The organism is Streptomyces katrae, from assembly GCF_000717655.1.
GTDB classification, from domain to species: domain Bacteria; phylum Actinomycetota; class Actinomycetes; order Streptomycetales; family Streptomycetaceae; genus Streptomyces; species Streptomyces katrae_B.
In genome coordinates this window covers 153,135-180,014 of sequence record NZ_JNZY01000017.1, presented here as the reverse complement: position 1 = coordinate 180,014, position 26,880 = coordinate 153,135, and the positions used below count along the sequence as shown (strand labels likewise).

The 26,880-nt window shown below is 71.9% G+C and carries 28 protein-coding genes; 10 read left to right on the top strand and 18 right to left on the bottom strand.

The annotated features are described in order from the left end of the window. The first annotated feature begins 48 nt into the window (after positions 1 to 48). Both IF09_RS0122070 and IF09_RS0122065 read left to right on the top strand, forming a co-directional pair. Positions 49 to 1,017: a hypothetical protein gene (locus IF09_RS0122070; RefSeq protein ID WP_158710016.1), complete on the top strand. Its 969-nt coding sequence runs from the start codon at positions 49 to 51 to the stop codon at positions 1,015 to 1,017. A gap of 10 nt (positions 1,018 to 1,027) precedes the next feature. After that, positions 1,028 to 2,785: a M16 family metallopeptidase gene (locus IF09_RS0122065; RefSeq protein ID WP_030298289.1), complete on the top strand. Its 1,758-nt coding sequence runs from the start codon at positions 1,028 to 1,030 to the stop codon at positions 2,783 to 2,785. A gap of 60 nt (positions 2,786 to 2,845) precedes the next feature. Here the strand turns inward: IF09_RS0122065 and IF09_RS0122060 are convergent, their stop codons facing one another. From IF09_RS0122060 to IF09_RS0122045, 4 genes are all read right to left on the bottom strand, one after another. Continuing rightward, positions 2,846 to 3,970, bottom strand: a complete 1,125-nt coding sequence (locus IF09_RS0122060) for a GuaB3 family IMP dehydrogenase-related protein (RefSeq protein ID WP_030298287.1) — start codon at positions 3,968 to 3,970, stop codon at positions 2,846 to 2,848. A 145-nt stretch (positions 3,971 to 4,115) separates the two neighbouring features. Then, entirely contained in the window at positions 4,116 to 5,615 is a 1,500-nt protein-coding gene (guaB, locus tag IF09_RS0122055; protein WP_030298285.1) for an IMP dehydrogenase, read from the bottom strand. A gap of 142 nt (positions 5,616 to 5,757) precedes the next feature. Next, positions 5,758 to 6,387 carry a sigma-70 family RNA polymerase sigma factor gene (locus IF09_RS0122050; protein ID WP_030298283.1) on the bottom strand — a complete coding sequence of 210 codons (630 nt, stop codon included), beginning with the start codon at positions 6,385 to 6,387 and terminating at the stop codon, positions 5,758 to 5,760. 399 nt (positions 6,388 to 6,786) lie between these two features. Beyond that, entirely contained in the window at positions 6,787 to 7,398 is a 612-nt protein-coding gene (locus tag IF09_RS0122045) for a response regulator transcription factor (RefSeq protein WP_003948568.1), read from the bottom strand. 379 nt (positions 7,399 to 7,777) lie between these two features. Between IF09_RS0122045 and IF09_RS0122040 the strand changes: the two genes are divergently transcribed. Continuing rightward, positions 7,778 to 8,104, top strand: coding sequence for a WhiB family transcriptional regulator (locus IF09_RS0122040; RefSeq protein WP_030298281.1), 327 nt, complete (start codon positions 7,778 to 7,780; stop codon positions 8,102 to 8,104). A gap of 105 nt (positions 8,105 to 8,209) precedes the next feature. Here the strand turns inward: IF09_RS0122040 and IF09_RS0122035 are convergent, their stop codons facing one another. Beyond that, the gene (locus IF09_RS0122035) at positions 8,210 to 9,109 is read right to left on the bottom strand and encodes a LysR family transcriptional regulator (protein WP_030298279.1); all 900 of its coding nucleotides are present in this window, start codon (positions 9,107 to 9,109) and stop codon (positions 8,210 to 8,212) included. A gap of 80 nt (positions 9,110 to 9,189) precedes the next feature. Here IF09_RS0122035 and IF09_RS0122030 point away from each other — a divergent pair, with 80 nt between their 5' ends. From IF09_RS0122030 to IF09_RS0122020, 3 genes are all read left to right on the top strand, one after another. Further along, a complete protein-coding gene (locus tag IF09_RS0122030) occupies positions 9,190 to 9,888 on the top strand; it encodes an MOSC domain-containing protein (protein ID WP_234321107.1) in 699 nt (232 codons plus the stop codon). Between the two features lie 169 nt (positions 9,889 to 10,057). Next, on the top strand, positions 10,058 to 10,831 hold the full coding sequence (locus tag IF09_RS0122025; protein WP_030298276.1) for an SDR family NAD(P)-dependent oxidoreductase: 774 nt from the start codon (positions 10,058 to 10,060) through the stop codon (positions 10,829 to 10,831). A gap of 105 nt (positions 10,832 to 10,936) precedes the next feature. Then, complete coding sequence (locus tag IF09_RS0122020) at positions 10,937 to 11,629, top strand: ester cyclase (RefSeq protein WP_030298274.1); 693 nt, start codon at positions 10,937 to 10,939, stop codon at positions 11,627 to 11,629. Positions 11,630 to 11,704: 75 nt separating this feature from the next. Here the strand turns inward: IF09_RS0122020 and groL are convergent, their stop codons facing one another. After that, complete coding sequence (gene groL / locus IF09_RS0122015) at positions 11,705 to 13,333, bottom strand: chaperonin GroEL (RefSeq protein ID WP_030298272.1); 1,629 nt, start codon at positions 13,331 to 13,333, stop codon at positions 11,705 to 11,707. 116 nt (positions 13,334 to 13,449) lie between these two features. Further along, the gene (gene groES, locus IF09_RS0122010) at positions 13,450 to 13,758 is read right to left on the bottom strand and encodes a co-chaperone GroES (protein WP_030154760.1); all 309 of its coding nucleotides are present in this window, start codon (positions 13,756 to 13,758) and stop codon (positions 13,450 to 13,452) included. 290 nt (positions 13,759 to 14,048) lie between these two features. Here groES and IF09_RS0122005 point away from each other — a divergent pair, with 290 nt between their 5' ends. Then, the gene (locus IF09_RS0122005; protein WP_158710015.1) at positions 14,049 to 14,477 is read left to right on the top strand and encodes a DUF6234 family protein; all 429 of its coding nucleotides are present in this window, start codon (positions 14,049 to 14,051) and stop codon (positions 14,475 to 14,477) included. Between the two features lie 276 nt (positions 14,478 to 14,753). After that, entirely contained in the window at positions 14,754 to 16,166 is a 1,413-nt protein-coding gene (locus IF09_RS0122000; protein ID WP_030298268.1) for an FtsW/RodA/SpoVE family cell cycle protein, read from the top strand. 252 nt (positions 16,167 to 16,418) lie between these two features. Here the strand turns inward: IF09_RS0122000 and IF09_RS0121995 are convergent, their stop codons facing one another. Then, positions 16,419 to 17,270 (bottom strand): polysaccharide deacetylase family protein, encoded by an 852-nt coding sequence (locus IF09_RS0121995; protein WP_030298267.1) that lies wholly within the window; start codon positions 17,268 to 17,270, stop codon positions 16,419 to 16,421. A 14-nt stretch (positions 17,271 to 17,284) separates the two neighbouring features. Next, a complete protein-coding gene (locus tag IF09_RS0121990; RefSeq protein ID WP_037635641.1) occupies positions 17,285 to 18,244 on the bottom strand; it encodes a polysaccharide deacetylase family protein in 960 nt (319 codons plus the stop codon). A gap of 100 nt (positions 18,245 to 18,344) precedes the next feature. Between IF09_RS0121990 and IF09_RS0121985 the strand changes: the two genes are divergently transcribed. Further along, positions 18,345 to 19,526 carry a THUMP-like domain-containing protein gene (locus IF09_RS0121985; RefSeq protein WP_030298265.1) on the top strand — a complete coding sequence of 394 codons (1,182 nt, stop codon included), beginning with the start codon at positions 18,345 to 18,347 and terminating at the stop codon, positions 19,524 to 19,526. Here the strand turns inward: IF09_RS0121985 and IF09_RS0121980 are convergent. The 5 genes from IF09_RS0121980 to tsaB form a co-directional block, all read right to left on the bottom strand. Beyond that, the gene (locus tag IF09_RS0121980) at positions 19,510 to 20,142 is read right to left on the bottom strand and encodes a hypothetical protein (RefSeq protein WP_037635658.1); all 633 of its coding nucleotides are present in this window, start codon (positions 20,140 to 20,142) and stop codon (positions 19,510 to 19,512) included. The two genes, IF09_RS0121985 and IF09_RS0121980, sit on opposite strands and share 17 nt — an antisense overlap. Positions 20,143 to 20,217: 75 nt before the next feature. Further along, on the bottom strand, positions 20,218 to 20,490 hold the full coding sequence (locus IF09_RS0121975; protein ID WP_030298263.1) for a hypothetical protein: 273 nt from the start codon (positions 20,488 to 20,490) through the stop codon (positions 20,218 to 20,220). Further along, entirely contained in the window at positions 20,490 to 21,590 is a 1,101-nt protein-coding gene (gene tsaD / locus IF09_RS0121970) for a tRNA (adenosine(37)-N6)-threonylcarbamoyltransferase complex transferase subunit TsaD (RefSeq protein WP_030298259.1), read from the bottom strand. The genes IF09_RS0121975 and tsaD overlap by 1 nt, the downstream gene beginning before the upstream one ends. Beyond that, positions 21,583 to 22,113 (bottom strand): ribosomal protein S18-alanine N-acetyltransferase, encoded by a 531-nt coding sequence (rimI, locus tag IF09_RS0121965; protein WP_030298257.1) that lies wholly within the window; start codon positions 22,111 to 22,113, stop codon positions 21,583 to 21,585. The genes tsaD and rimI overlap by 8 nt, the downstream gene beginning before the upstream one ends. Next, on the bottom strand, positions 22,110 to 22,772 hold the full coding sequence (tsaB, locus tag IF09_RS0121960) for a tRNA (adenosine(37)-N6)-threonylcarbamoyltransferase complex dimerization subunit type 1 TsaB (protein WP_030298255.1): 663 nt from the start codon (positions 22,770 to 22,772) through the stop codon (positions 22,110 to 22,112). The genes rimI and tsaB overlap by 4 nt, the downstream gene beginning before the upstream one ends. Before the next feature lie 158 nt (positions 22,773 to 22,930). Between tsaB and IF09_RS0121955 the strand changes: the two genes are divergently transcribed. Beyond that, the gene (locus tag IF09_RS0121955; RefSeq protein ID WP_030298253.1) at positions 22,931 to 23,491 is read left to right on the top strand and encodes a hypothetical protein; all 561 of its coding nucleotides are present in this window, start codon (positions 22,931 to 22,933) and stop codon (positions 23,489 to 23,491) included. A gap of 87 nt (positions 23,492 to 23,578) precedes the next feature. Here IF09_RS0121955 and IF09_RS44770 read toward each other — a convergent pair whose 3' ends face one another. From IF09_RS44770 to alr, 4 genes are all read right to left on the bottom strand, one after another. Next, positions 23,579 to 23,761: a hypothetical protein gene (locus IF09_RS44770; protein ID WP_106975110.1), complete on the bottom strand. Its 183-nt coding sequence runs from the start codon at positions 23,759 to 23,761 to the stop codon at positions 23,579 to 23,581. A gap of 183 nt (positions 23,762 to 23,944) precedes the next feature. Continuing rightward, the gene (gene tsaE, locus IF09_RS0121945; RefSeq protein WP_030298251.1) at positions 23,945 to 24,529 is read right to left on the bottom strand and encodes a tRNA (adenosine(37)-N6)-threonylcarbamoyltransferase complex ATPase subunit type 1 TsaE; all 585 of its coding nucleotides are present in this window, start codon (positions 24,527 to 24,529) and stop codon (positions 23,945 to 23,947) included. After that, a complete protein-coding gene (locus IF09_RS0121940) occupies positions 24,453 to 25,667 on the bottom strand; it encodes an alpha/beta hydrolase (RefSeq protein WP_051832727.1) in 1,215 nt (404 codons plus the stop codon). The genes tsaE and IF09_RS0121940 overlap by 77 nt, the downstream gene beginning before the upstream one ends. A 33-nt stretch (positions 25,668 to 25,700) precedes the next feature. Further along, positions 25,701 to 26,837: an alanine racemase gene (alr, locus tag IF09_RS0121935; protein ID WP_030298247.1), complete on the bottom strand. Its 1,137-nt coding sequence runs from the start codon at positions 26,835 to 26,837 to the stop codon at positions 25,701 to 25,703. Between the last annotated feature and the right edge of the window lie 43 nt (positions 26,838 to 26,880).

Below are 26,880 nucleotides of genomic sequence, written 5' to 3'. Positions count from 1 at the left end.
GGCAGAAATCCCTGTTGGCGGCCGCTGCTGCGGCCCTATGATCCGCGCGTGTCTGCTCACCCCCCGCCCGGCCGGCCCGTGTTCGCGCCCGGCGACCGCATCCCCGCTCTCGGCGCCCTGCGCGACGCCGTCCTGCGGCACGACGGGGACGCCGTGGCCGCCGCCTTCGAGGCACACTCCGACGAGGACGACCGCGCCCTCGCCTGCCGGGTCGTCGCCGGGATCCCCGACCACGACGGGTTCCTGCGGCAGGCCGTGGACCGCGACCCGCGGGGCCCGCTGGCCCGCTCCCTGCTCGCCGACCGGCTGATCCAGGCCGGCTGGACCATCGGTTCCGGGTACCGCGCCCAGCACGTGACGCGGCAGCAGTTCGGCGAGTTCCACGCCCACCTGCGGCGCGCGGAGGTGCTCCTCATCGACGTCTGCGCCGAGCACCCGCAGTACGCGCTCGCCTGGTACCTGCGCGTCATCACCTCGCGCGGCCTCGAGCTCGGCCTGGGGGAGACCCGGCGCGGCTACGAACGGCTCGTCGAGCACCACCCGCACCACTACCCCGGCCGGCAGCAGCTGCTCCGGCAGATCTGCCCCAAGTGGGGCGGAACGCGGGAGTCCGCGCACGGCTTCGCCGCGGAGTGCGCGAGGGCAGCGCCGCCCGGGAGCCCGAACGGCGCCCTGGTCGCCATCGCGCAGATGGAGCAGTACCTGGAGCTGCGGGAGCGGGCGGGCGACCGGGCCGCCGAAACGTATCTGCGCGGCGTGGACACCCGGCAGGCCCTCCTCGTCGCCGCCGCGCACTCGGTCCTGCACCCCGCGGCCCGCGCCGAGGCCCACCAGCTCGTCGGCGCGCACAGCGCCTTCGCCGCCGCACACTGCGCGGCCGGCCGGCACGCCGGGGCGGCTGCGCACTTCCGGGCCCTCGGCGACCGCGCGAGCGAGTTCCCGTGGGGCTGCATCGGCGGCTCCGACCACGAGGCCGAGTTCGCCCGCCACCGCAAGACCGCCCTGGCGAAGGGCTGAGGGGGACACCATGGACACGAACGCCACCGCACCCGCGACCGACGCCGGCACCAAGGCCACAACCGACGCCGACGGCATCACCACCACCACCGTGGACGGCATCCGCACCGTCCTCGCCCCCCGCTCGGGACTCCTCGCCGCCGGGCTCCTCTTCCGCGTCGGACGCGCCGACGAGACCCTCGCCACCAGCGGCGTCACCCATCTGGTCGAGCACCTCGCCCTGCACCGGCACGGCCTCGGCGGCCTGCACCACAACGGCGCCACCGCCGCCGCGTACACCCACTTCCACGTCACCGGCACCCCCGCCGACGTGGTCGAGTACCTCAACGGCGTGTGCGCGGCGCTGCGTGACCTCCCGATGGACCGGCTGGAGACCGAGAAGGAGATCCTGCGCACCGAGGCCGCCGGCAAGGGCCACGGCCCGGCCCACGCCGCCACCCTGTGGCGCTACGGCTCCCGCTCGTACGGACTGACCGGCTACGCCGAGACGGGCCTGTACCGCCTGACCGCGGACGACGTCCGCGCGTGGGCGCAGACCCGCTTCACCACCGAGAACGCCGTCCTGTGGATCACCGGCGACACCGTCCCCGACGGCCTCGACCTCACGCTCCCGAGCGGCGAGTGGCACCCGGCCCCGGCGGCCACCTCCGCGCTGCCCGCCACCCCCGCCTACTTCCGGGGCGACGAGCGCGGCGTCGTCCTGACCGCCGTCGTACCCCGTTCCACCGAAGCGGGCCTGTTCGCCGAGGTCCTGGGCAAGGAGCTGTTCCGCGAGCTGCGCCAGAAGGGCGGCTACTCCTCCACCGCAAACGGCGACTACTCCCCGCGCGACGCCGACTCCGCGACCGTCACCGCGTACGCCGACGCCCTCCCGCAGAAGCAGGACGCCCTGGTCGGCGCCTTCGTCGACGTCTTCGCGAAGCTCCGGGCGGGCCGTGTCGAACAGGCCGACCTGGACTCCGTACGAGCATCCGCGCTGGCGCAGTTCGACACGCCGGAGCTCGCCGGCTGCATGCTCCCCGGGCATGCCGTGAACCTGCTGCTGGGCCACCGCAACCTCACCGTCGCCGAGGCGAAGGCCGAGATCGAGGCGGTCACCGTCACCGACCTGCGCCGCGTCGCCCGCGCCGTGTGGGACGACGCCCTGGTGCAGGTGCCCGGCCGGGGCGTGGACCGGGCCGGTCTGGCAGCCGCTCCCACCGACTCCCCGGAGCTCGTCGGCGGCCGGCGCCACCCGGCGGTGGCGGACCCGGGCGTCTTCCTGTGCCTGGCCGAGGACGGCGTCAGCCGGGTCTCGCCGGGCCAGCGGGTCACCGTCCGCTTCGCCGAATGCTCCCTGATGCAGGCCTACCCGGACGGCGCCCGCCACCTGGTCGGCCACGACGGCTTCACCGTCACCCTCGAACCGACCCTCTACCACCGGATCACCCCTGCCGTACTGGCGGTGATCGACGCGGCCGTGCCGCCCTCGGTGGTGGTCGCGATGCCGCCCCGCCACCCGTCGCGGATCCCGCAGCCGGCCGGGCCCGGACCGGCGGCCGCCCCCGCCCGGCGCTCCGCCTGGTTCACCGCGCTGCTGTGGGTGCTCGGTGTGCCCGGGCTGCTCATCGGCGGGTCGGCGCTCATGGCGGGCCTCGTCCTGGGGGACGATCACGACCGGATACCCCAGGACGCCGCGCGGGAACTGCTCAAGTGGCTGGTCTTGGCAGGTGCCCTCCTGATCCCCTGGGGCATCTGCCTGGACCGCCGGATCAAGGGCAAGAACTGACGGCCCGAACGCCGAAGGGCCGGCTCCCCCTCCGGGGAGCCGGCCCTTGGTGCGTACGGGTCAGCGACGGTGCTGCGAGTCCGCGACCGTGACCTCGACCCGCTGGAACTCCTTGAGCTCGCTGTAGCCGGTGGTGGCCATCGAGCGGCGCAGCGCGCCGAAGATGTTCATCGAGCCGTCCGGGCTGTGCGACGGGCCGGTGAGGATCTCCTCGGTGGTGCCGACCGTGCCGAGGTCGACCTTCTTGCCGCGCGGCACGTCCTCGTGGACGGCCTCCATGCCCCAGTGGTTGCCCTTGCCGGGCGCGTCCGTGGCACGGGCCAGCGGGGAGCCCATCATCACCGCGTCGGCGCCGCAGGCGACGGCCTTGGGGATGTCGCCGGACCAGCCCACGCCGCCGTCGGCGATGACGTGCACGTAGCGGCCGCCGGACTCGTCCATGTAGTCGCGGCGGGCCGCGGCCACGTCCGCGACGGCGGTCGCCATCGGGACCTGGATGCCGAGCACGTTGCGGGTGGTGTGCGCGGCGCCGCCGCCGAAGCCGACGAGGACACCGGCCGCGCCGGTGCGCATCAGGTGCAGGGCCGCCGTGTAGGTGGCGCAGCCGCCCACGATGACCGGGACGTCCAGCTCGTAGATGAACTGCTTCAGGTTCAGCGGCTCGGCGGCGCCCGAGACGTGCTCGGCCGACACGGTGGTGCCGCGGATCACGAAGATGTCCACGCCCGCGTCGACGACGGCCTTGGAGAACTCGGCGGTGCGCTGCGGGGAGAGCGCGGCGGCGGTGACGACACCGGAGTCGCGGACCTCCTTGATGCGCTGCCGGATCAGGTCCGCCTGGATCGGGGCGGAGTAGATCTCCTGGAGACGACGGGTGGCGGACTCCTCGTCCAGCTCCGCGATCTCGTCGAGCAGCGGCTGCGGGTCCTCGTACCGGGTCCACAGGCCTTCGAGGTTCAGCACGCCGAGGCCGCCGAGCTCGCCGATGCGGATGGCGGTCTGCGGGGAGACGACCGAGTCCATGGGGGCGGCCAGGAACGGGAGCTCGAAGCGGTAGGCGTCGATCTGCCAGGCGATCGAGACCTCCTTCGGGTCCCGCGTACGCCGGCTCGGGACGATGGCGATGTCGTCGAACGCATACGCCCTGCGGCCGCGCTTGCCGCGCCCGATCTCGATCTCAGTCACGTGTGGTGGCCTTTCCTCTGGGTCTGCCCGTCCAGTATCCCCGAACCCCGGCGCCCCGCGTTCCGGTGACCGCTGTACGGACGCGCGCTCGGGCACGGCGAAGGGGGCGGGCCCGGATGGACCCGCCCCCTCATGCGCCGTCGGTTCAGCCCTTGCGGGAGTAGTTCGGTGCCTCGACCGTCATCTGGATGTCGTGCGGGTGGCTCTCCTTGAGGCCCGCCGAGGTGATGCGGACGAAGCGGCCGCGGTCCTGCAGCTCCGGCACCGTACGGCCGCCGACGTAGAACATCGACTGGCGCAGGCCGCCGACGAGCTGGTGCACGACCGCGGAGAGCGGGCCGCGGTACGGAACCTGGCCCTCGATGCCCTCGGGGATGAGCTTGTCGTCGCCGCCCACGCCCTCCTGGAAGTAGCGGTCCTTGGAGAAGGAGCGCTGGTCGCCGCGGGACTGCATCGCGCCGAGCGAGCCCATGCCGCGGTACGACTTGAACTGCTTGCCGTTGATGAAGAGCAGTTCGCCCGGGGACTCCTCGCAGCCCGCGAGCAGCGAGCCGAGCATCACCGTGTCGGCGCCCGCGACGAGCGCCTTGGCGATGTCGCCGGAGTACTGCAGGCCGCCGTCGCCGATGACCGGGACGCCGGCCGCCTTCGCGGCGAGCGAGGCCTCGTAGATGGCGGTGACCTGCGGGACGCCGATGCCGGCGACGACGCGGGTGGTGCAGATGGAGCCGGGGCCCACGCCGACCTTGATGCCGTCGCAGCCGGCGTCGATCAGTGCCTGGGCGCCGTCGCGGGTGGCGACGTTGCCGCCGATGACGTCGACGGAGGAGTTCGACTTGATCTTGGCGACCATGTCGCCGACCAGGCGGGAGTGGCCGTGGGCCGTGTCGACGACGATGAAGTCGGCGCCCGCCTCGATCAGGGCCTGAGCACGGTCGTACGCATCGCCGGCGACGCCGACCGCGGCGCCGACCAGGAGGCGGCCGTCCTTGTCCTTGGCGGCGTTCGGGTACTTCTCGGCCTTGACGAAGTCCTTGACCGTGATGAGGCCCTTGAGGGTGCCCGCGTCGTCGACCAGCGGAAGCTTCTCGATCTTGTGGCGGCGCAGCAGCTCCATGGCGTCGACACCGGAAATGCCGACCTTGCCCGTGACCAGCGGCATCGGGGTCATGACCTCGCGCACCTGGCGGCTGCGGTCCGACTCGAAGGCCATGTCGCGGTTGGTGACGATGCCGAGCAGCTTGCCCGCCGGGTCGGTGACCGGGACGCCGGAGATGCGGAACTTCGCGCAGAGCTCGTCGGCCTCGCGCAGCGTCGCGTCGGGGTGCACCGTGATCGGGTCGGTGACCATGCCGGACTCGGAGCGCTTGACCAGGTCCACCTGGTTCGCCTGGTCGGCGATCGACAGGTTGCGGTGCAGTACGCCGACGCCGCCCTGGCGGGCCATCGCGATGGCCATGCGGGCCTCGGTGACCTTGTCCATGGCGGCGGAGAGCAGCGGAACGTTGACGCGCACGTTCCGGGAGATGAGGGAGGAGGTGTCGATCTCGTCCGGAGCCATGTCCGACGCACCCGGCAGCAGCAGCACGTCGTCGTAGGTCAGTCCGAGCGCGGCGAATTTGTCGGGTACTCCGTCGGCAGTCATGACACCTTCCCAAATGGTCTTGCTCAGCGCGGGTCTCCATGCTAACGGGATCGCGACGCGTCTCATTCCACGAGCCGGGTCCAGCCCAAGTTTCGTGGCTTCCTACTATTGATCGCCGGCGAATTTGCGGCGGGCGCCCCGGCTATTGCTCGGCGAGCGCGCGCAGTCGGCTGAGCGCACGGTGCTGGGCCACCCGCACCGCACCGGGGGACATCCCGAGCATCTGCCCGGTCTCCTCGGCCGTCAGCCCGACCGCCACCCGCAGCACGAGGAGCTCGCGCTGGTTCTCCGGAAGGTTGGCCAGCAGCTTCTTGGCCCAGGCGGCGTCGCTGCTCAGCAGCGCCCGCTCCTCCGGGCCCAGCGAGTCGTCCGGCCGCTCGGGCATCTCGTCGGAGGGCACGGCGGTGCTGCCCGGGTGCCGCATGGCGGCCCGCTGCAGGTCGGCGACCTTGTGCGCGGCGATAGCGAACACGAAGGCCTCGAAGGGGCGGCCCGTGTCCCGGTACCGCGGCAGCGCCATCAGGACGGCGACGCACACCTCCTGCGCCAGGTCCTCCACGAAGTGGCGGGCGTCGCCCGGGAGGCGCGAGAGCCGGGTGCGGCAGTAGCGGATGGCCAGCGGGTGCACGAAGGCGAGCAGGTCGTGCGTCGCCTGTTCGTCACCGTCCACCGCACGGCGTACGAGCGCGCTGACAGCCCCGGCGCTGCCGCCCTTGGCGGCGCCGGTGGAGCCTGTGGCCGCGGGTGACCCCGGAGCCTCGTCGTCGCGCATCAATCCATGGTGCCTTGGCGTCGGAGCATTCGCGCCGCCACGGCCCGTGTTGTGCGTCGAAGCGTTATGAGCGGGTGCGCCTGAACCCATCACTGCACCCTCCCCTCCCGCTCGACCGAGTACTCCCCGAGGCCCCATCCCAGAAAATGCGCCACACCTCAAGCATGCGGCATCGCGCGCGAAGCGACACGTCCCCCGGATTGTGCCCCGCCGATCCCCTGGCACGCACCGGGTCGGGCGGGACGGAAACAGCCGGGACGGCCGTACGGGACACGGGACGGACGGACCGGACGGGACGGGACCGGGCGCGGTCGGGCCCGGTCGGCGGCGCGCCGCGTGCCGCCCCGCCCGCCGGTGGCGGACGGGACCGCTCTCAGCGTCCGGCCTGCGGGCTCGCGGTCAGCGGACCAGGCCCCAGCGGAACCCGAGCGCCACGGCGTGCGCCCGGTCCGAGGCGCCCAGCTTCTTGAACAGCCTGCGGGCGTGCGTCTTGACCGTGTCCTCGGAGAGGAAGAGCTCGCGCCCGATCTCAGCGTTGGACCGGCCGTGACTCATGCCCTCCAGGACCTGGATCTCGCGCGCGGTGAGCGTGGGCGCGGCGCCCATCTCGGCCGAGCGCAGCCGGCGCGGGGCCAGTCGCCAGGTCGGGTCGGCGAGTGCCTGGGTGACCGTGGCCCGCAGTTCGGCGCGCGAGGCGTCCTTGTGCAGATAGCCCCGGGCGCCGGCGGCGACCGCGAGGGCCACGCCGTCCAGGTCCTCGGCGACCGTCAGCATGATGATGCGGGCGCCCGGATCGGCCGAGAGCAGCCGGCGCACCGTCTCCACACCGCCGAGCCCGGGCATCCGTACATCCATCAGAATCAGGTCGGAGCGGTCGGCACCCCAGCGGCGGAGGACTTCCTCGCCGTTGGCAGCCGTCGTCACACGCTCGACGCCGGGCACGGTCGCAACCGCGCGACGGAGCGCCTCTCGGGCAAGCGGGGAGTCGTCGCAGACGAGGACGGAAGTCATGACCGCCCTCCGCAGCTGCTGATGCGCGTCACCTTGAGCCTCCAGGCTGGTACGTATCGTCACCTGTGCGGTCGATGCCCTCGGACACCTGTCCGGGAACTTCTTGGTTCAACCGCCTTCGCACTCTCAACGATGGTCACTCGAAAGAGTTACGGGTCGGACGGACACCTTCGGCACTCTACGTGAGGAGGCGATCACGGCGCGGATGCCACTCCCCGCGCGTCCTCCATCTGGAGCTATGCCCTATTTGGCGGCTTTTCTTCCGTTTGGCACATGTCTGAGGCTAGATTCCCAATGAGTCATATTTACATCTACTCCGACAGTAGGTGTGGAGACTTGGACCGTATCCGTCTCAGTACCGGCACCAAGAGGACTACCCATGGCAGATTTCTCCCGCCTCCCCGGACCGAACGCCGATCTCTGGGACTGGCAGCTGCTGGCCGCCTGCCGAGGGGTCGACAGCTCCCTCTTCTTCCACCCGGAAGGCGAGCGGGGCGCGGCGAGGAGTGCGCGCGAGGCCTCGGCTAAAGAGGTCTGCATGAGATGCCCGGTGCGCTCGGAATGCGCCGCGCACGCACTGGCCGTCCGCGAGCCCTACGGGGTGTGGGGCGGGCTCACCGAAGACGAGCGCGAAGAGCTGATGGGGCGCGCGCGCCATCGCCTGATCCCCGCCTCGAGCACGATCGGCCCCGTCCCCCCGCACTGATCCGCGGGGTTCGCCGAAACATACGAAGGAACGTTTCTTCGACCGGCACGCGAACGGGAACGCCACGCGTTCGGCCGTATCGCCGTACCGCCGTACGGTCATTGGTCAGCGCGTGGCGGCCCGCTCCAGCTCGGCCAGGGTCGCCGCCACGGCCGGCACCCGCGCCAGGTCGGGCAGCGTCAGCGCCACGACCTCCCGCTCCACGGCAGGTTCCACGGCAACCGTGCTCACGCCCTTGGCCCGCACGGACTCCACCGCGAGCTCCGGCAGCACCGCGACGCCCAGCCCCGCGCCGACCAGGCCGACCACGGCCGGGTAGTCGTCGGTCGCGAAGTCGATGCGCGGGGTGAAGCCCACCCCCTCGCACACCTCGACGAGATGGCGGCGGCAGCGCGGACAGCCCGCGATCCAGGGCTCGTCGGCGAGTTCCGCCATGCCCACCCGCTCGGCCCCGGCCAGCCGGTGCCCGTCCGGGACCAGCCCGACGAGCCGGTCCGTCAGCAGCGGCCGCACCACGAGGTCCTCCCACTCGGCCGCCGATCCGGCGGCCCCGCCGTACCGGAAGGCCAGCGCCAGGTCGCAGTCGCCCTCGCGCAGCATCTCCACCGACCGCGGCGGCTCCGCCTCGACCAGCGAGATCCGGGTACCGGGGTGCTCGGCGCGCATCGCGGCCAGCGCGGTCGGCACCAGCGTGGAGCTCCCGCTGGGGAAGGACACCAGCCGGACCCGGCCCGCGCGCAGCCCGGCGATCGCCGCGACCTCCTCCTCGGCGGCGGTCAGCCCGGCGAGGATGCCGGCGGCGTGCCGCACCAGGGCCGTGCCGGCCTGGGTCAGCCGCATCTCGCGGCCGGCCCGGACGAGCAGCGGGGTGCCGGCCGACTGCTCCAGCGCCTTCATCTGCTGGGAGACGGCGGGCTGGGTGCACCCGAGCTCGCGGGCGGCGGCGGAGAAGGACCCGGTGCCGGCCACGGCGCGCAGCACCCGGAGATGACGTGCCTCGATCATCCTCCGAGCATAAGCCCAGCTTTGATCAGAGCGCGAATACTCCCGTGCTCCTTTGAGGACTCTGGGTTAGCGTGTCCTCCATGGTCCCCATAGCCCCCCTCGCGCCCCTGCACGTCCTCTCCGTGAACCTCGGCCGCGCAACGGCCGTCGACCACACCGACGCGCCGGGGGGATTGACCGGCATCGGCAAGCGCCCCACCCCCGGACCGGTCCGGGTCTCCGCCCCCGGGCCCAAGGGCACCGGCGGCAGCGGCCTCGAGGGCGACGCCGTCTGCGACCTGCGCCACCACGGCGGGGACCACCAGGCCGTCTACGCCTACGCGCGCGAGGACCTGGACTGGTGGGAGGCCGAGCTGGACCGCGAACTGCCCGCCGGGCTCTTCGGCGAGAACCTCACCACCTCGGGCGTCGACGTGACGGGTGCGCTGCTCGGGGAGCGCTGGCGGATCGGCGCGGACCTCGTCCTCGAGGTGGCCTCGGCCCGCATCCCGTGCCGGACCTTCCAGGGCGCCCTCGGGGAGAGGGCCTGGGTCAGGCGGTACACGCAGGCCGCGCGGCCGGGTGCGTACCTGCGCGTGGTCCAGGAGGGCCCGGTCTCGCCCGGCGACGGCATCGAGGTCGTCCACCGCCCGGACCACGACGTGACGGTGGAGCTCTGGTTCCGGGCCTTCACCACGGACCGGTCGCTGCTCCCGCGCACGCTCGCGGCGGGCGGGGCGATGGAGCCGCAGGCGCACGAGACGGTCCGCGCGTACATGGAGAAGTACGGGGACCAGTAGGAGAAGTAGCCCGGCGAGCGACCGGCAAGTGGCCCCGGAGCAGGGCGGATGTAGCCGGAAGTAGCGGTTCCGCAGCGGGAAGCGACGACGGGCGGCGGGAAGCGTCACGAAGGGGTACCGCCCGGCGGGCTCCCCTTGAGCTGTCGCCCAGGGCGGCTAGGTTGCGCCTATGACGACTGCGTTGATTACGGGATCCACGGCGGGCATCGGCGCCGCATTCGCCCGGCGGCTCGCCGCCCAGGGCCACAACCTCGTACTGGTGGCCCGCGACACGAAGCGGCTCGGCGAGCAGGCCACCGAGCTGCACGACCGGCACGGCATCGAGGCCGAGGTACTGACCGCCGACCTGTCCACCGACGAGGGCATCGCGGCCGTCGAGCAGCGCCTCGGCGACCGGACGCACCCGGTGGACCTGCTGGTCAACAACGCGGGCTTCGGCAACAAGGGCCGCTACCTCGAGGTCTCCATGGCCGACGAGCTGACGATGCTGAAGGTGCACGTCGAGGCCGTCCTGCGGCTGACCTCGGCGGCCACCGCATCGATGCGCTCGCGCGGCCGCGGCGGCGTCGTCAACGTGGCCTCGGTGGCGGCCTTCGTGCCGCGCGGCACGTACGGGGCGAGCAAGGCCTGGGTCGTGCAGTTCACGCAGGGCGCGGCGAAGGACCTGGCGGGATCCGGCGTACGGCTGATGGCGCTGTGCCCCGGCTTCGTACGGACGGAGTTCCACGAGCGCGCCGGCATGGGCACGGACAACATCCCCAACTGGATGTGGCTGGACGCGGACAAGCTCGTGGCCGCGGCCCTGGACGACCTGGGGCGCGGCAAGACGGTCTCGATCCCGGATCCGCGGTACAAGGCGCTGATGGGCGTGGTGAAGCTGACGCCGCGCGGGCTGCTGGGCGGGGTGTCCTCGCGTACGGGCCGCAAGTACGGCCCCCAGTAGAGCGGGTGACCGCCAAGTGACTTACGGGTAGGCCGGTCTCAAAAACCGGCCGACCGGGTGAATTCTCCCTAAACTGGACCTATCCCATCCAGCCCGGGAGGCGCCATGACATTCGTACAAATAGTCGATTACGAGACCAGCAGGCCCGAGGCGGTCAACGAGGTCTTCGACCGGTACCTGGCGAAGACGCAGGGCAAGCGCACCGTGTCCCACTCCGTGGTGGGCCGGGACCGGGAATCCGACACGCACTTCGTCGACGTCGTCGAATTCCCGTCGTACGAAGATGCCATGAAGAACTCTCACCTCCCGGAGACGGACAAGATGTTCCAGGAGATGGTGGCGCTCTGCGACGGGATGCCCCGCTTCACCAACCTGGACGTCATCCGCGACGAACACCTCAACACGCTGCTCGCGAACCGCATGTTCGACGATCTCGCGATGAAGGGCGACATGTCCGCCGCCGACGAGATCTTCGCGTCGGACTACCGCGACCACGACATCGGCAACCCGATGGACAAGAGGGGCCCCGAAGGCATGCGCGAGGACGTGCAGATGTGGCGCAGCGCCTTCGACTTCACCTTCACGCTGGACGCCCAGATGGCCCAGGAGGACTACGTCACCACCCTGTGGACCTGGACCGGCGAGCACAAGGGCGAGTTCATGGGGATCGCCCCGACCGGCAAGACCTGCACGATGACCGGCACGACGGTCTTCCGGTGCGAGAACGGGATGATCAAGGAGGGCTGGTGGCACTACGACGCCATGCGCCTGATGAAGGAACTGGGCGCGATGCAGTAGTCCCGGTCACGGAAAGGGCCCCGGTCACCGCCGCGTTGGCGGCGGCGACCGGGGCCCGTTCAGCTACTCGGCAGGTCAGTGGCTGTGGCCGTGACCGTGGCCGTGACCGGCGTCGGCCTCTTCATCGGCCGGCTTCTCGACGACCAGGGTCTCGGTCGTGAGCAGCAGGGAGGCGATGGAAGCGGCGTTCTCCAGCGCGGAGCGGGTGACCTTGACCGGGTCGATGACGCCGGCCTTGACCAGGTCGCCGTACTCGCCGGTGGCGGCGTTGAAGCCCTGGCCCTTGTCGAGCTCGGCGACCTTCGCGGTGATGACGTAGCCCTCGAGGCCGGCGTTCTCGGCGATCCAGCGCAGCGGCTCGACGGCGGCGCGGCGGACGACCGCGACACCCGTGCCCTCGTCGCCGGACAGACCCAGGTTGTCCTCCAGCACCTTCACGGCGTGGACGAGCGCGGAGCCACCGCCGGAGACGATGCCCTCCTCGACCGCGGCGCGGGTCGCCGAGATGGCGTCCTCGAGGCGGTGCTTCTTCTCCTTGAGCTCCACCTCGGTGGCGGCGCCGACCTTGATGACGCAGACGCCGCCGGCGAGCTTCGCCAGGCGCTCCTGCAGCTTCTCGCGGTCCCAGTCCGAGTCCGTGGACTCGATCTCGGCCTTGATCTGGTTGACGCGGCCGAGGACCTCGTCGGAGCTGCCGGCCCCGTCGACGATCGTGGTGTCGTCCTTGGAGATGGTCACGCGGCGCGCGGAACCGAGGACGTCCAGACCGGCCTGGTCGAGCTTGAGGCCGACCTCCTCGGCGATGACGGTGGCACCGGTGAGGGTGGCCATGTCCTGGAGCATCGCCTTGCGGCGGTCACCGAAGCCCGGGGCCTTGACGGCGACCGCGTTGAAGGTGCCGCGGATCTTGTTGACGACGAGGGTGGAGAGCGCCTCGCCCTCGACGTCCTCGGCGATGATCAGCAGCGGGCGGGAGCCGCCGGCCTGGATGACCTTCTCGAGCAGGGGCAGGAGGTCCTGGATGGAGGAGATCTTGCCCTGGTTGATCAGGATGTACGGGTCGTCGAGGACGGCCTCCATACGCTCCTGGTCGGTGACCATGTACGGCGAGAGGTAGCCCTTGTCGAAGGCCATGCCCTCGGTGAACTCCAGCTCCAGGCCGAAGGCGTTGGACTCCTCGACGGTGATGACACCGTCCTTGCCGACCTTGTCCATCGCCTCGGCGATGAGCTCGCCGACCTGCTGGTCCTGCGCGGAGAGCGCGGCCACGGCGGCGATGTCGGACTTGTCCTCGATCGGGCGGGCGGTCGCGAGGAGCTCCTCGGACACGGCCTTGACCGCGGCGTCGATGCCCTTCTTGAGGGCGGCCGGGGAGGCGCCGGCGGCGACGTTGCGCAGACCCTCGCGGACCAGCGCCTGGGCCAGCACGGTGGCGGTGGTGGTGCCGTCACCCGCGATGTCGTTGGTCTTGGTCGCCACCTCCTTCACGAGCTGGGCGCCCAGGTTCTCGTACGGGTCGTCCAGCTCGACCTCGCGGGCGATGGTGACACCGTCGTTGGTGATGGTGGGGGCGCCGAACTTCTTGTCGATGACGACGTTGCGGCCCTTGGGGCCGATCGTCACCTTGACCGTGTCGGCAAGCTTGTTGACGCCGCGCTCGAGGGCGCGACGGGCGTCCTCGTCGAACTTCAGGATCTTCGCCATGGGAGCGGTTCAGCCCTCTCGAAAACTCGGGTTTAACGAACTGCGCCCCTTGCCGCCCGGCAATCAGCGGGGTGACCAGGGGCGCAGCTCAAAGCAATGCTTGGCGCTTCGGTGAATTACTTCTCGATGATCGCGAGCACGTCGCGAGCCGAGAGGACGAGGTACTCCTCGCCGCTGTACTTCACTTCGGTGCCGCCGTACTTGCTGTACAGCACGATGTCGCCGACGCTGACGTCCAGCGGGAGACGCTGGCCGTCCTCGAAGCGACCCGGGCCCACGGCGAGGACGACGCCCTCCTGGGGCTTCTCCTTCGCGGTGTCCGGGATGACCAGGCCGGAAGCCGTGGTCTGCTCGGCGTCGAGCGGCTGGACCACGATGCGGTCCTCGAGCGGCTTGATGGCAACCTTGGAGCTGGTGGTCGTCACGATCCGACCTCCCCCTTCGGAGATCTCACGGGGCTAACTGTCTGAGGTGGCGACCAGGTGGATCCGTCGTCGCGGGTGCCGGACCTGCCCGTCGCTGTGTTGGCACTCACCGGTGGCGAGTGCCAGGTGCGAGACTATTCCGGCGATTAGCACTCGGTCAAGCGGAGTGCCAATTCAGCCTCCGCGCGGCGTCACCATCCGGCCGGGCCGCGGCGCGCCGCGAGGTGCAGGACCCGGCTATGAGTACCCGTACTCAGGTGCGGGCGGTGCCCCCGGGCGACACTGCGGCCATGACGACACCCACACCCGGCAGGCGCACCGGATCCGACTGGGGCGCGGACATCGCCACGGCCCTGCTGCTGACCGTACTGGAGGCCATCGTCCTCGCCGCCGGCCTCTACGTGGCGATGATGGCCGCCTGGGACGCCGAGGGCACCGGCGGCGACGCCCGTACGGTCCTGACCCTGCTGCTGGGCGGACTCGTCCTGGCCGCCTTGACCATCGGGGTCGTCTCGGGCCGCGCCTTCCGCCGCAGCGCGCCCGTCACCGGATGCGTCCAGGCACTGGCGTGTGCGGCCGTGCTCGTGGGCGCCGCCGCCCTGGCCTACCAGGGCCGCGCCGAGCCACGGGCGGATCCGCCCGCGCCCTCGTCGCCGTACAACGGCACGTACGGGCAGTGCTTCAGCGGCGGCGACAACCACGAGTGCCCGGCCGGGTGATGGGGAAAGCGGGAAGGCGGCCTCCACGACACTGCCCGTCGAGCGGTTCGGAAGGAACCATGGCGAGGACATAAACGTCGTAGACGATATGAAGATAAAGCGCCTCATTGCCGAGCAGATCGGACCGGAGGCTTCCGCCTCTGCGGCCGCTCCGAGCCCGAGCGACGCACCAGGGGCGCCCCCGGGACCGGCTGCCGCCGCCCGGGCGCCGACCTCGAGCGCCAGCGGCAGCGGCAGCGGCAGCGGCGGCCCCGCCATCGACGGTGGCGGCATCCCGTGCGCGGACTGAGACCCCTCACGACGGCGGGCGCACGCCGCCGTACCGAGGCGCTGCTTCTTGTCTTCGTCGTTGCCCTCACCGTCTTCGGGCATGCGAGCGCCGGCCTGGCGATGAACGGCGAGCTGCCAGCCAACCTCACCGGTTTCACGATCAGCATGACGCTGCTGGCGCTGGTGGGGCACCTGGGCGTGCGCCGGTTCGCGGCGTACGCGGATCCGCTGATCTTCCCGCTCGCGATGCTGCTGTCGGGGCTCGGGCTGGTGCTGCTGCACCGGCTCGACCAGTCGTACATCGCGCGGTACGGCGGTGACGCGAACGCGCCCGGACAGCTGCAGTGGACGGTCATCGGCGTGGCCGCGTGCCTGGCGGTGGTGGCGCTGCTGCGCGACCACCGGCTGCTGCAGCGGTTCATCTACATCACGATGGCCGTCGCGCTGGTGCTGCTGATCGCGCCGGCGTTCTTCGGCGCGGACACGTACGGGGCGAAACGCTGGATCATCCTGTTCGGGTTCTCGCTCCAGCCGGGCGAGTTCGTGAAGATCATGATCTCGGTCTTCTTCGCGGGCTATCTCGTCATCCACCGGGACTCGCTGGCCCTGACGGGCCGGAAGTTCCTGGGCATGCGGCTGCCGCCGATGCGGCAGCTCGGGCCGATCATCACGGTGTGGATCGTGTCGCTGCTGGTGCTGGTCTTCGAGCGCGACCTGGGTACGTCGCTGATCTTCTTCGGTGTGTTCGTGGTGATGCTGTACGTCGCCACCGAGCGCACCAGCTGGATCGTGACGGGCCTGCTCATGGCGGGGGTGGGGGCCTTCGTCGTGGGCTCGACGGAACCGCACGTCAAGGGGCGCGTGGCCGCCTGGCTGGAGCCGCTGTCGTACTACTGGAAGGAGCGGCCGCCAGGGGTCGTCTCGGACCAGTCCGCGCAGGCGCTGTTCAGCTTCGGCACGGGCGGCATTTCGGGCACGGGGCTGGGGCAGGGCCACCCGGAGCTGATCGGCTTCGCGGGGCGCAGCGACTTCATCCTGACCACGGTGGGCGAGGAGCTCGGGCTGGCCGGGGTCATGGCTGTGCTGATCCTGTACGCCCTGCTGGTCCAGCGGGGGCTGCGGATGGCGCTGGGTGCCCGCGACCCGTTCGGGAAGCTGCTGGCGGTGGGCCTGTCGGCGGCGCTGGCGCTGCAGGTGTTCGTGGTGGCGGGCGGCGTGACGGGCCTGATCCCGCTGACCGGCAAGGCGCTGCCGTTCCTGGCGAAGGGCGGCTCGTCCCTCCTGGCCAACTGGATCATGATCGCGCTGCTCCTCCGCATCAGTGACAGCACGCAACGCCAACGCGAGGCGGACGCCCAGGGCCCGGCGGAAACGACGATCACGCCGGTGGTGGCGGCCGGGGCTGCCGCTCGGGGGTGAGCGGCCGGGACCGGGGTACGGAGCATGGAGGGCCCACAGGCACCCTTTCCGGGTCTGGGTGGGGTCAACCTGCACCAGACAGCGATGAGATGACGCTGCGGTGCCGGTCAGGCCGTGGACGCAGCAAATCGCTAGGCGCTCCGCCCGGCTCGGCGTCCGACGGCCGTCCGTGCAACGCCGCCGGCCGATCGAGGTGGTGGGGTTGCAGCGCGTCGAGCCCGCGGCCGGGAATCCGTTGTCCGGCGGGCCGGGTCAGAGGTAGTCCTCCAGGCGGCCGATGCGGTAGCCCTGTTCCTGGATGCGCTGGAGCATGCGGGTCGTCATCTGGATTTCCGTCGAGCCCTTGAGTTCCGACGGGCCGCGGAAGTGGGCCAGGATGATGTCGCCCGGTTTGAGGGCGGAGCCCTCGGCGTACTGGAAGTTGTTGATCTGCATCGACGCGCGCCACAGGACAACCTGCGAGATGCCGCATTCGGCGGCGGCCTTGAGGGTGTCGTCGTTGTAGTTGCCGTACGGCGGGCGGAAGCGGACCGGCTTGGTGCCGAAGCGCTTCTCCAGACGCTCCTGCTGGCCGCAGATCTCCTTCTTCTGCGCCGCGAAGGGCAGGGTCCGGAGGTTCGGGTGCGTCAGCGTGTGGTTGTTGATCGTGCTGCCGGAACCGTTGTCGCGGAGCTTCTCGAAGTGCCCGTAGTCCGACGACGCTATGTTGTCCGTCAGGAACATGCTGATCGGCAGCTTGAGGTCGGCCGCCATCTTCAGGAACTCGGGGTCCTTCTCCGCGCCGTCGTCGAAGGTCAGGAAGACGACTTTGTCCGTCGGCGGGACGGGTATTCGGTCCACCACCTGGGCCTTGCCCGGGGTGGCCGACGGGAGGGCGGGCTTCTGGGCGGGCTTCGGGGCGAACTCCAGGGGGGACTTCAAGCCCCACTTCCTGTACGCCTCGTCCCCGGGCGCGGCAGTGGCCGCCGACCGCGACGGAGTCGCCGTCGGCGACTGCTGCGCCTCCGCCGTCTTGCGGCCCAGTCTTTCGATCGGGTCCACGCTGTTCCCGCACCCCGTCAGGGACAGCGCGAGCGCGCCGGCCGCCAGCGTTCCGGCTGTCAACCGGCGCGCGTACCTCACAAGTAGTCCTCCAGGCGAGCCACGGCGTACCCTTTGTCCGTGACGGTCTTCATGACATGACGGATCATGTCAGGCATCGACCCCTTCCAGTCCTCCCGCCCTCGGAAATGAGTCAGGATGATGTCGCCGGGGTGGAGGTCGCGGTCCCACTCCCGCCAGTCCATGCGGTTCGGGAAGGCCTCGGCGTTCCACAGCGGGACCGCCTTGATGCCGCAGGACTTCGCCGCGCGCAGCGTGTCCTCGTTGTAGTTGCCGTACGGCGGCCGGAAGAGCGTCGGCCGTTTGCCGAACTGCTTCTGGATCGTGTCCTGCTGGCCGCAGATCTCCTCGTGCTGCTCCTCGTACGAGAGGGCCGGCATGTACCGGTGGTTGAGCGTGTGGTTGTTCAGGGTGACGCCGGCGGCCTGCATCTCCTTGAAGTAGGGGTAGTTGTCGCGGACGAGGTAGTCGCTGAGGAACGCCGTGTACGGGATCTTCAGCTCCTGCATCATCTTCAGGAACTCGGGGTCCTTCTCCGCGCCGTCGTCGATCGTCAGGAAGACGACCTTGTCCTCCGTGGGGACGGTGGTGAAGACCGGCGGGAGGCCTTCCTGGCCCTCGACCTCGAAGCCCTCGCGGGTGCTGATCTCCGGCTTCGTCTGCGGTGCGGCCGGCGCGGCCAGCGGCGGCTTGGCCAGTTTCCACTTCTTCGCCGCGGCGATCCGGGCCTGCTGGGCGGCCTTCAGCTGCTCGGCCGAGCCCGCGGCCGCGCCCGCCGCACCCGCCGCCTCGGCGCCCTTGCCGGCTTTGCCGGCCTTGGTCTTGGCCGGCGTCTGCGAGTCCGCGGAGGAGCCGCAGCCGGTTCCGAGGGCGGCGACCAGCAGTGCGGCCAGTGCCACCCCGACTCGGCCGCGCGGACCGACCGCGGACCGGTGACCATGGAGCGTCTTATGTTCCTTTTGTCTGACTAGCTGCATAGCAGCGCATCCTGGCATCCGACCCGCACGCCGCCCCGCCGACACCGCGAACGGAAGACGACCTTCCATCGAGTGGCCCACACTGACCGACAATGAACCGGTGACCCCCGAAGACTTCGCCGCGCTCCTCACCGCCGAGGGCCGCGCCCTCCTCGACTCGCTGCGCGACTACGACCCGTCCCAGGAACTCGCCGTCGCCACCCGGCTGCGCCGCGAGCACCCCGCCGCACTGGTCTCCGCCGCGCTCGGGCAGGCCCGGCTGCGGCAGCGAGCGGTGGCGAAGTTCGGCGCCGAGGACGCGTTCCGGATGTACTTCACGCCCGGCGGCGGCGAGATGGCCACCCGCGCCTCGGTGGCCTCGTACCGCGCCGGGCGGCTCGCGGAACTCGGCGTGCGCAGCGTCGCCGACCTGTGCTGCGGCATCGGCGGCGACGCCCTCGCCCTGGCCCGGCTCGGCATCCGCGTACTGGCCGTGGACCGCGACCCGCTGACCGTCGCCGTCGCCCGCGCCAACGCCGAGGCCCTGGGGCTGGCGGAGCTCATCGAGGTCCGCGAGGCGGACGTGACCGACGTGGACACCTCCGGGTGCGACGCCGTCTTCCTCGACCCGGCCCGGCGCGGCGGCCGCGGCCGGATCTTCGACCCGGAGAGCTACTCGCCGCCGCTGTCATGGGCCGTCGAGGCCGCCCGCACGGCCGAGTACGCCGCCATCAAGATCGCCCCCGGAATCCCGCACGAGGCCGTGCCGCAGGAGGCCGAGGCCGAGTGGATCTCGGACCAGGGCGACGTCAAGGAGGCCGTGCTGTGGTTCGGGACCGTGCCCGGCACCGTCCGCGCCACCCTGCTGCCCGGCCCGCGCACCCTGCACACCGCCGATCCCCTGCCCGATCCCGAGGCCGGGCCCGTCGGCCGCTACCTGTACGAGCCCGACGGCGCCGTGATCCGCGCCCACCTCGTCGCCGAGGTCGCCGAGCAGCTGGGCGGCCGGCTCATCGACCCGACCATTGCGTACGTCACCGCCGACGAGCTGCGCGCGACGCCGTACGCCGCCGCGTACGAGATCACCGACGTGCTGCCCTTCGGCCTCAAGAAGCTCAAGGCACTGCTGCGCGAGCGCGAGGTGGGCATCCTGACCGTGAAGAAGCGCGGTTCGGCCATCGAGCCCGAGGAGCTGCGCAAGAAGGTCAAGCCGCAGGGGCCGCACTCCGCGACGGTCTTCCTGACCCGGGTCGCGGGCGCCCCCTCGATGCTGATCGGCTCGCCGGTCAGCGCACCGCAGTAGCGCCGCCGCGGAAGGCGCGCACCGCCCACCGGTAGTGCGCGCCCGCCTTGCCGAGGCCCAGCAGGCCCGTGATCCACAGGATCATGCCGAGGCCGATGAAGTACGTGACCTCGCCGTACGTCGCCTCGCCCGGGCGGGCCGACGCCGCGGACCCGAAGGTCACGTACAGCCCGAACGCGGCCAGCGCGAAGGAGGCCAGCAGCCAGGTCAGGCTCAGCCCGGGGGCGCGGAGCCGGACATCGGCGGCCGGATCCCGGTCCGACTCCGCCCATGCGCACAGCAGTTGGCGCACCCGGCGGTCGCGCTTGGCGCCGCGGGCGAACCAGAACCCCGCCGGGATCAGCACGCCCGCGCCGAGGAGGGCGAAGATGAGGCCGAATACGTACGCGAACGGGTCGCCGGGCACCTCGAAGGACATCAGGGCCATGCCGACGAAGGACCAGCCGAGCGCGAAGACCGCGGCGACGGTCCAGAGCAGCAGCAACCGCCCGATGCCCAGGCTGCGCCGGCGCAGGTCCTGCAGGAACCGCGCCCGGTCGGCCCGTACGGTGCCCTCGTCCAGCCAGGCGCGCAGGTGGGCGGGAGGCGGCGGAGGCGGCAGGTCACGACGAGGCATGCGCATGACGATATCGGCATCCGGCCACAACTCCGGTCCGGAGCGGCTCGAGAAGGGCCGGACACCTCCGACGCGTCAACTGCCGGTGGTCTCCACCGACTCGAACCGCCAGCGGTGTACCGGACGGGTGATCAGATCGGCGGCGGGCTCGGGGAGTTCGGGCAGTTCCGCCGCCACGCCCTCGGCCGCCTCCCACCAGGTGACGACCAGCACCCGGTCCTGCGGGGCCCGCAGCAGCTCGCGGCGCACCGGCTCGCGCGCGAGCACCTGCGAACGGGCCCATTCCAGCAGCTCGTTGCCCCGCCCGGCGGCGGCCCGGGCCTCCCACATCAGCGCGACGGTGCCCATCAGTACAGGTTGTCCTTGCTCAACTCGTGCACGTGGTCGTGGTCGTGGTCGTGCGCCGTCCCCGGGACGTGCGGGTCCGTCACCGGCAGCGAGGAGTCCGCCGACAGGTCCCAGTCCGAGGCCGGCCGGTTCCGCTTGACCATCTCCGCGCCCAGCGCCGCCACCATCGCGCCGTTGTCCGTGCACAGCTTGGGCCGCGGCACGCGCAGGATGATCCCCGCGTCGTCACACCGCTCCTGCGCCAGCGACCGCAGCCGGGAATTGGCCGCCACACCGCCGCCGATCATCAGGTGGTCGACGCCCTCGTCCTTGCACGCACGGATCGCCTTGCGCGTCAGCACGTCCACCACGGCTTCCTGGAAGGACGCCGCCACATCGCGCACCGGCACCTCCTCGCCCGCGTTCCGCTTGGCCTCGATCCAGCGGGCGACCGCCGTCTTGAGCCCGGAGAAGGAGAAGTCGTACGCCGCGTCGCGCGGCCCCGTCAGCCCGCGCGGGAAGTTGATCGCCTTGGGGTCGCCCTCGCGCGCGAGGCGGTCGATGACCGGCCCGCCGGGGAAGCCCAGCTGCAGCACGCGCGCGATCTTGTCGAAGGCCTCGCCCGCCGCGTCGTCGATGGTCGCGCCCAGCGGCCGTACGTCGGAGGTGATGTCCGGGGCCAGCAGCAGCGAGGAGTGCCCGCCGGACACCAGCAGCGCCATGGTCGGCTCCGGCAGCGGCCCGTGCTCCAGCTGGTCGACGCAGATGTGCGAGGCCAGGTGGTTCACCCCGTACAGCGGCTTGCCGAGCGCGTACGCGTACGCCTTGGCCGCCGAGACGCCCACCAGCAGCGCCCCGGCGAGGCCGGGACCCGCGGTGACGGCGATGCCGTCGAGGTCGCGGGCGCTGACCCCGGCCTCCTTCAGGGCGCGGTCGATGGTGGGGACCATCGCCTCCAGGTGCGCCCGGGAGGCCACCTCGGGCACGACGCCGCCGAAGCGCGCGTGTTCGTCGACGCTGGACGCGATCGCGTCCGCCAGCAGGGTGGTGCCGCGGACGACGCCGACGCCGGTCTCGTCGCAGGAGGTCTCGATGCCGAGGACGAGCGGTTCGTCAGCCATTGCTCTCACTGCTCTCAGTGTTCTCAGTGTTCTCAGTCGTTGCTTGTGCGGGGTCGGTCAGGCGCATCACGAGCGCGTCCACGTTGCCGGGCTGGTAGTAGCCCCGCCGGAAGCCGATCGGCTCGAAGCCGAAGCGCTCGTAGAGCTTCTGGGCCCGGGTGTTGTCCACCCGTACCTCCAGCAGCACCTCGGCGCACTCGAACGCGGTGGCGGCGCGCAGCAGGTCGGTGAGGAGCCGGGCGCCGAGCCCGGTCCCCCACTGGTCGCGTGCTGCCGCGATGGTCTGTACGTCGGCCAGGTCGCCGGCGGCGGCCAGCCCGGCGTAGCCGACGAGACGGCCGGACCCGGGCTCTTCCGCCACCACGTAGCGGCGGGTGGCGTGCGGGCCGCGGGCGTGGGCGAGCTCGGACCAGAACATGCCCGCGGACCAGGCGTCCTCGGGGAACAGCTCGTGCTCCAGTTCCAGCACGGGCTCGATGTCCCACCAGCGCATCTCACGCAGTACTGCGGTCACTGCCGTCACTGCGGGGTGACCACCTTGTAGTTCTTGGGCACCTGCGCATCGGGCCGGCGCAGGTACAGCGGCGTCGGAGGCAGGAACTCCGCCCCGGCCGCGAGCCGTTCCACCGCCAGGGAGGCGAGGGCGGCGGCGCTCTGGTGCTCGGGGGCCCGCGCGTCGGTGAAGACGTCCGGGTAGAGCAGCGCGCCCTGGCCCACCGCGGGCAGGCCTGCGACCTGCTCGGCGATGTCGCCCGGGCGGTCCACGGCCGGCTCGCCGACGCGCGTGCGCGGGTCCTCGTACCGGGCCCAGTAGACCTCTTTGCGCCGCGCGTCGGTGGCGACGGTGAAGGGGCCCTCGATCCCGGCGGCGCCCGCGGCGTACGCGAGGCCGTCGAGGGTGCACAGGCCGTGCACGGGGATGCCGAGCACGGTGGCGAAGGTGGAGGCGGTGACGAGGCCGACGCGCAGCCCGGTGTAGGGGCCGGGTCCGACGCCGACGACGATGCCCGTGAGGGCGTCGAGCTTCAGCCCGGCCTCGGCGAGGACCTTGTCGACGGAGGGCAGCAGGAGCTCCCCGTGGCGGCGGGCGTCGACCTGGTTCGACTCGGCGAGGACGGACTCGCCGTCGTGCAGGGCGACGGTGACGGCGGGCGTGGCGGTATCTACAGCGAGCAAGAGCACGCGAACAGCCTACGACTCCGGGGCCCCGGGCCCTCGCGGCCGGTCACGGCGCACCCCGGCTGCTACCTTCGACCCAGGTATCGGCCGAGGTCCGAGCCGGGGCACGACGTGCCCGGCCGGCGCCCGGCACAGGGGAAGCACGGGAGAGGTGGAGCAAGGTGGCACGCAGCAGCTCGGGAATCGTGGCCGGGCTCACCGTGGCGGCGCTCGCCGCCGTCGGCTTCCTCGGTTACCAGGCCTCTGCGACCGCGCCCGCGCACCCCGCGCAGGCGGCCGGCCCGCCGGCCGCGGCGCCCTCCCCCGTCCCGTCCGCCCAGGCGGCCGACCAGGCGAAGCCGGCGGCCGTGCCGGCCGAATCGGGCACGGGCTCGCGCGTCGTGTACTCGGTGGGCCAGAAGCGGGTGTGGCTGGTCGGCGAGAGCGGGCAGGAGCCGAAGTCGTTCCCGGTCAAGCCGAGTACGGTGCACCCGAAGCCGGGCACGTACCTGGTGAACTCGCGCTCGGGCGCGGTCACCGGCTCGGACGGGGTGCCGATCGAGCACGTCGTACGGTTCGCCACGGCGGACGGGGTCGTGGTCGGGTTCAGCTCCCGGGTGGACGGCCAGACGCCGGAGCCCGACCCCAACAAGAAGACCGGCGGCATCCGCATGACGCGCGCCGACGGCGATGCGATGTGGGCCTTCGCGACGATCAACTCGAAGGTCGTCGTCGTCCCCTGACGCCCTGCCCCCCTGACCGGGGAGCCCGCCACGGATTCACCCGCACGGGCTACCGGACGTGCGGGCCACCGCGCATCTGCGGGCCCCTCAGGCCGCCTCGGACTCCGGGGCGGCCCGTTCGCGTACGTCGGCCCCGGTTTCGGGGGCGTCCGGGGCGTGCTCCCGCGCGGGCGGCGTCGAGACCGCCGTGGCGGCCGCGCCCGCGGCGAGCAGCGCCCCCATGGACACGACGGACGAGCGGGGGTCGCCCTGCACTCCTGCTGCGGACATGGCTGCCTCCTGGCCCGGGCCGGCCGTACTTAGGTAGGCCTAACCAGCCCTCCGTACCATGTCACCACGCGCGACTCCATCGGCGCAATATCTTGCCGACGAGTTGTCGGTACGTTTTCCCGCGGCGCCCTTCGGCCGCCCCCTGCGGTACTCCTCGACTGCCTCTCGCGGTGCCCCTCGGCCTTAGCGCGCCGGGGCCAGCGCCGCCAGCGCGCCCGGCCCGGACCAGCGCGGCCCGATCCCGCGCACCGAGACCTCCCGTACGTCGTCCAGGACCTCCTCGTGGCCCACCGCCCGCGCGATCACCACGTGCAGCCGGTCCTCGGAGAGGTCCTCGACCTTGCCGTCGCCCCACTCCACGACGACCACGGACTCGGGCAGCGAGACGTCGAGGTCCAGGTCCTCCATCTCGTCCAGCCCGCCGCCGAGCCGGTACGCGTCCACGTGCACCAGCGGCGGCCCGCCGCGCAGCGAGGGGTGCACCCGGGCGATCACGAAGGTCGGCGAGGTCACGGCGCCCCGTACGCCCAGCCCCTCGCCCAGGCCGCGGGTCAGCGTGGTCTTGCCCGCGCCGAGCTCCCCGGTCAGCAGGACGAGGTCGCCGGGGCGGAGCAGGCCGGCGAGGGTGCGGCCCAGGTCCTGCATGGCCTCGGGCGAGTCGACGGTGATGCGCGCCTCGGCGTCGGCCGCCTCAGCTGCCTGCTGCGGTGCCTGACGCTGCGGTGTCTGACTGCGGGGCGCCGGCGCTTCCAGCGGTACTTCTTCCATGTCCGCCAACGTTAGTCGCTGCGGACACCGCACCCGTGCGCGCCAGCAGGTCGGTGAGCAACCCGGTCACCGTCTCGGGGTACTCCAGCATCATCAGGTGCCCGGCGGACTCCAGGACCACGAGCTCCGCGGCCGGCAGCGCGTCCTTGATGGCCTGGCTGTGCGCGGCCGGGGTGACCATGTCGCGGTCGCCGGCGATGACGGTGACGGGGATGTCGGCGAACCGCTGGAGGGCGGCGCTCTTGTCGTGGATCTGGAAGGCCGGGTAGAACTCGGCGACCACGTCGATCGGGGTGGCCTCGATGAGCCGCTCGGCGAAGCGCGCGACGGCCGGGTCCACCTCGCGGGGGGAGCCGAACGAGTACATCTTGATCATGCCCGCGAAGAGGTCGGCGGTGGCCCGGCGGCCCTTCTCCACCAGCTCCACCTGCGAGCCGAGCACCCGGAGCACGGGCGGCAGGATGCGGCGCACGGCCCCCATGCCGACCGAGGGCAGCCCGTACGTCACCTGGTCGAGGTGCCCGCTCGAGGTGCCGACGAGGGCGACGCCGATCACCCGGTCGCGGACGAGCTCGGGGAACTGCTCGGCCAGCGCCATGATCGTCATGCCGCCCATCGAGTGGCCCACGAGGATCAGCGGGCCCTCGGGCGCGGCGGCCTCGATGACGGCCTTCAGGTCGCGGCCGAGCTGGTCGATGGTCACGCGCTCGCCGTCGGCCTGGGAGAACCCGCGCGCACTGCGGCCGTGGCTGCGCTGGTCCCAGTACACGGCGCGGACCAGTCCGCGCAGGGCGGCGCGCTGGAAGTGCCAGGAGTCCTGGCCGAGGCAGTAGCCGTGGCAGAACACGACGGTCGGGGCGGGCGGTTCCTTGCGGCGCAGCCGGGGCCGCTTCTTCGGGCCCTCGTCGGACGGCTCGTCGACCTCGTAGTAGAGCTCGGTGCCGTCTTCCGCGTAGCAGGCCCCGGCGGTCCCGCGCAGGGAGCCGTAGTCCCCGGTGGCGTCGAGCGCGAGGCGCGCCTTGCGGCGCATGCCGCGGCCGACCGTGATCCGTTCGACCGCGACGCCGGCCGCCGCACCTGCGGCTATCACGCCGATCGCGGCGCCGGCCCAGCCGGCTTTGCGCCAGTTCTCGCTCACGCCTTCCTCACGCTCACGCCGTCCTCACTCAGCTCAGCCGTTGCGGTAGACCCGAGGAACGCGCACCCCGATACGGGTGACGATCTCATAGGCGATGGTGTCTGCTGCCCGAGCCCAGTCCTCGGCGGTGGGCTCGCCGTGCTCGCCGCTGCCGAAGATGACGGCCTCGTCCCCGGCCCGTACGAGGTCACTGCCCAGGTCGACGACGAACTGGTCCATCGCGACGCGCCCGGCGACGCGGCGCACCTTCCCTCCGACGAGGACCGGCCCGCGGCCGGAGGCGTGCCGGGGGATGCCGTCGGCGTATCCGGCCGGGATGAGGGCGAGGTTCGTCTCGGCCTCGGTGACGTGGTGGTGCCCGTAGCTCACCCCGTGGCCCGGGGGCACGGCCTTGACCAGCGCCACGGAGGCCTTCAGGGTCATGGCGGGCCGCAGGCCCAGCTCCTGGGAGGTGCCGAGCTCGGGGGCCGGGGACACCCCGTAGACGGCGAGGCCGCAGCGCACGAGGTCGTAGTGGCTCTCGGGCAGGGTCAGCGTCGCGGGCGAGTTGGCGATGTGCCGGACCTCGGGCCGGGCGCCCTCCTTCTCGGCGTAGGCCAGCATGTCGCGGAACGCCGTCAGCTGGAGCGCGATGGAGGGGTGGCCGGGTTCGTCGGCGCACGCGAAGTGGGACCAGATGCCGGTGATCTTGACGGTGCCCTCGGCCTCGGCGGCGACGGCCGCACCGACGAGCTCGGCCCAGTCGGCGGGCTGGCAGCCGTTGCGGCCGAGGCCGGTGTCGGCCTTGAGCTGGATCCTCGCCCGGCGGCCGGCGGCGTGCGCGGCCTTGCGCGCCTCGTCGAGGGCCCACATGCCGCTGACGGAGATGTCCAGGTCGGCTTCGACGGCCGCCTGCCAGGGCCCGCCGGGAGTCCACAGCCAGCACATGACCGGCCCCTCGATCCCGGCGGCACGCAGCGCGAGCGCCTCCTCGGGGGTGGCGGTTCCGAGCCAGGTGGCACCGGCCTCCTGGGCCGCGCGGGCGCAGGGGATCGCGCCGTGGCCATAGGCGTCCGCCTTGACGACGGCCATCAACTCGGCCCCGGGCGCCCGCTCGCGCAGTGCGCGTACGTTCGCCCGTACGGCGTCAAGATCGATCTCGGCGTACACGCGCGTCGGTGTCTCGTTCATCGCCCCCAGTCTCTCAGAGCCCGGCCGTGGCTTGGTCGACCGC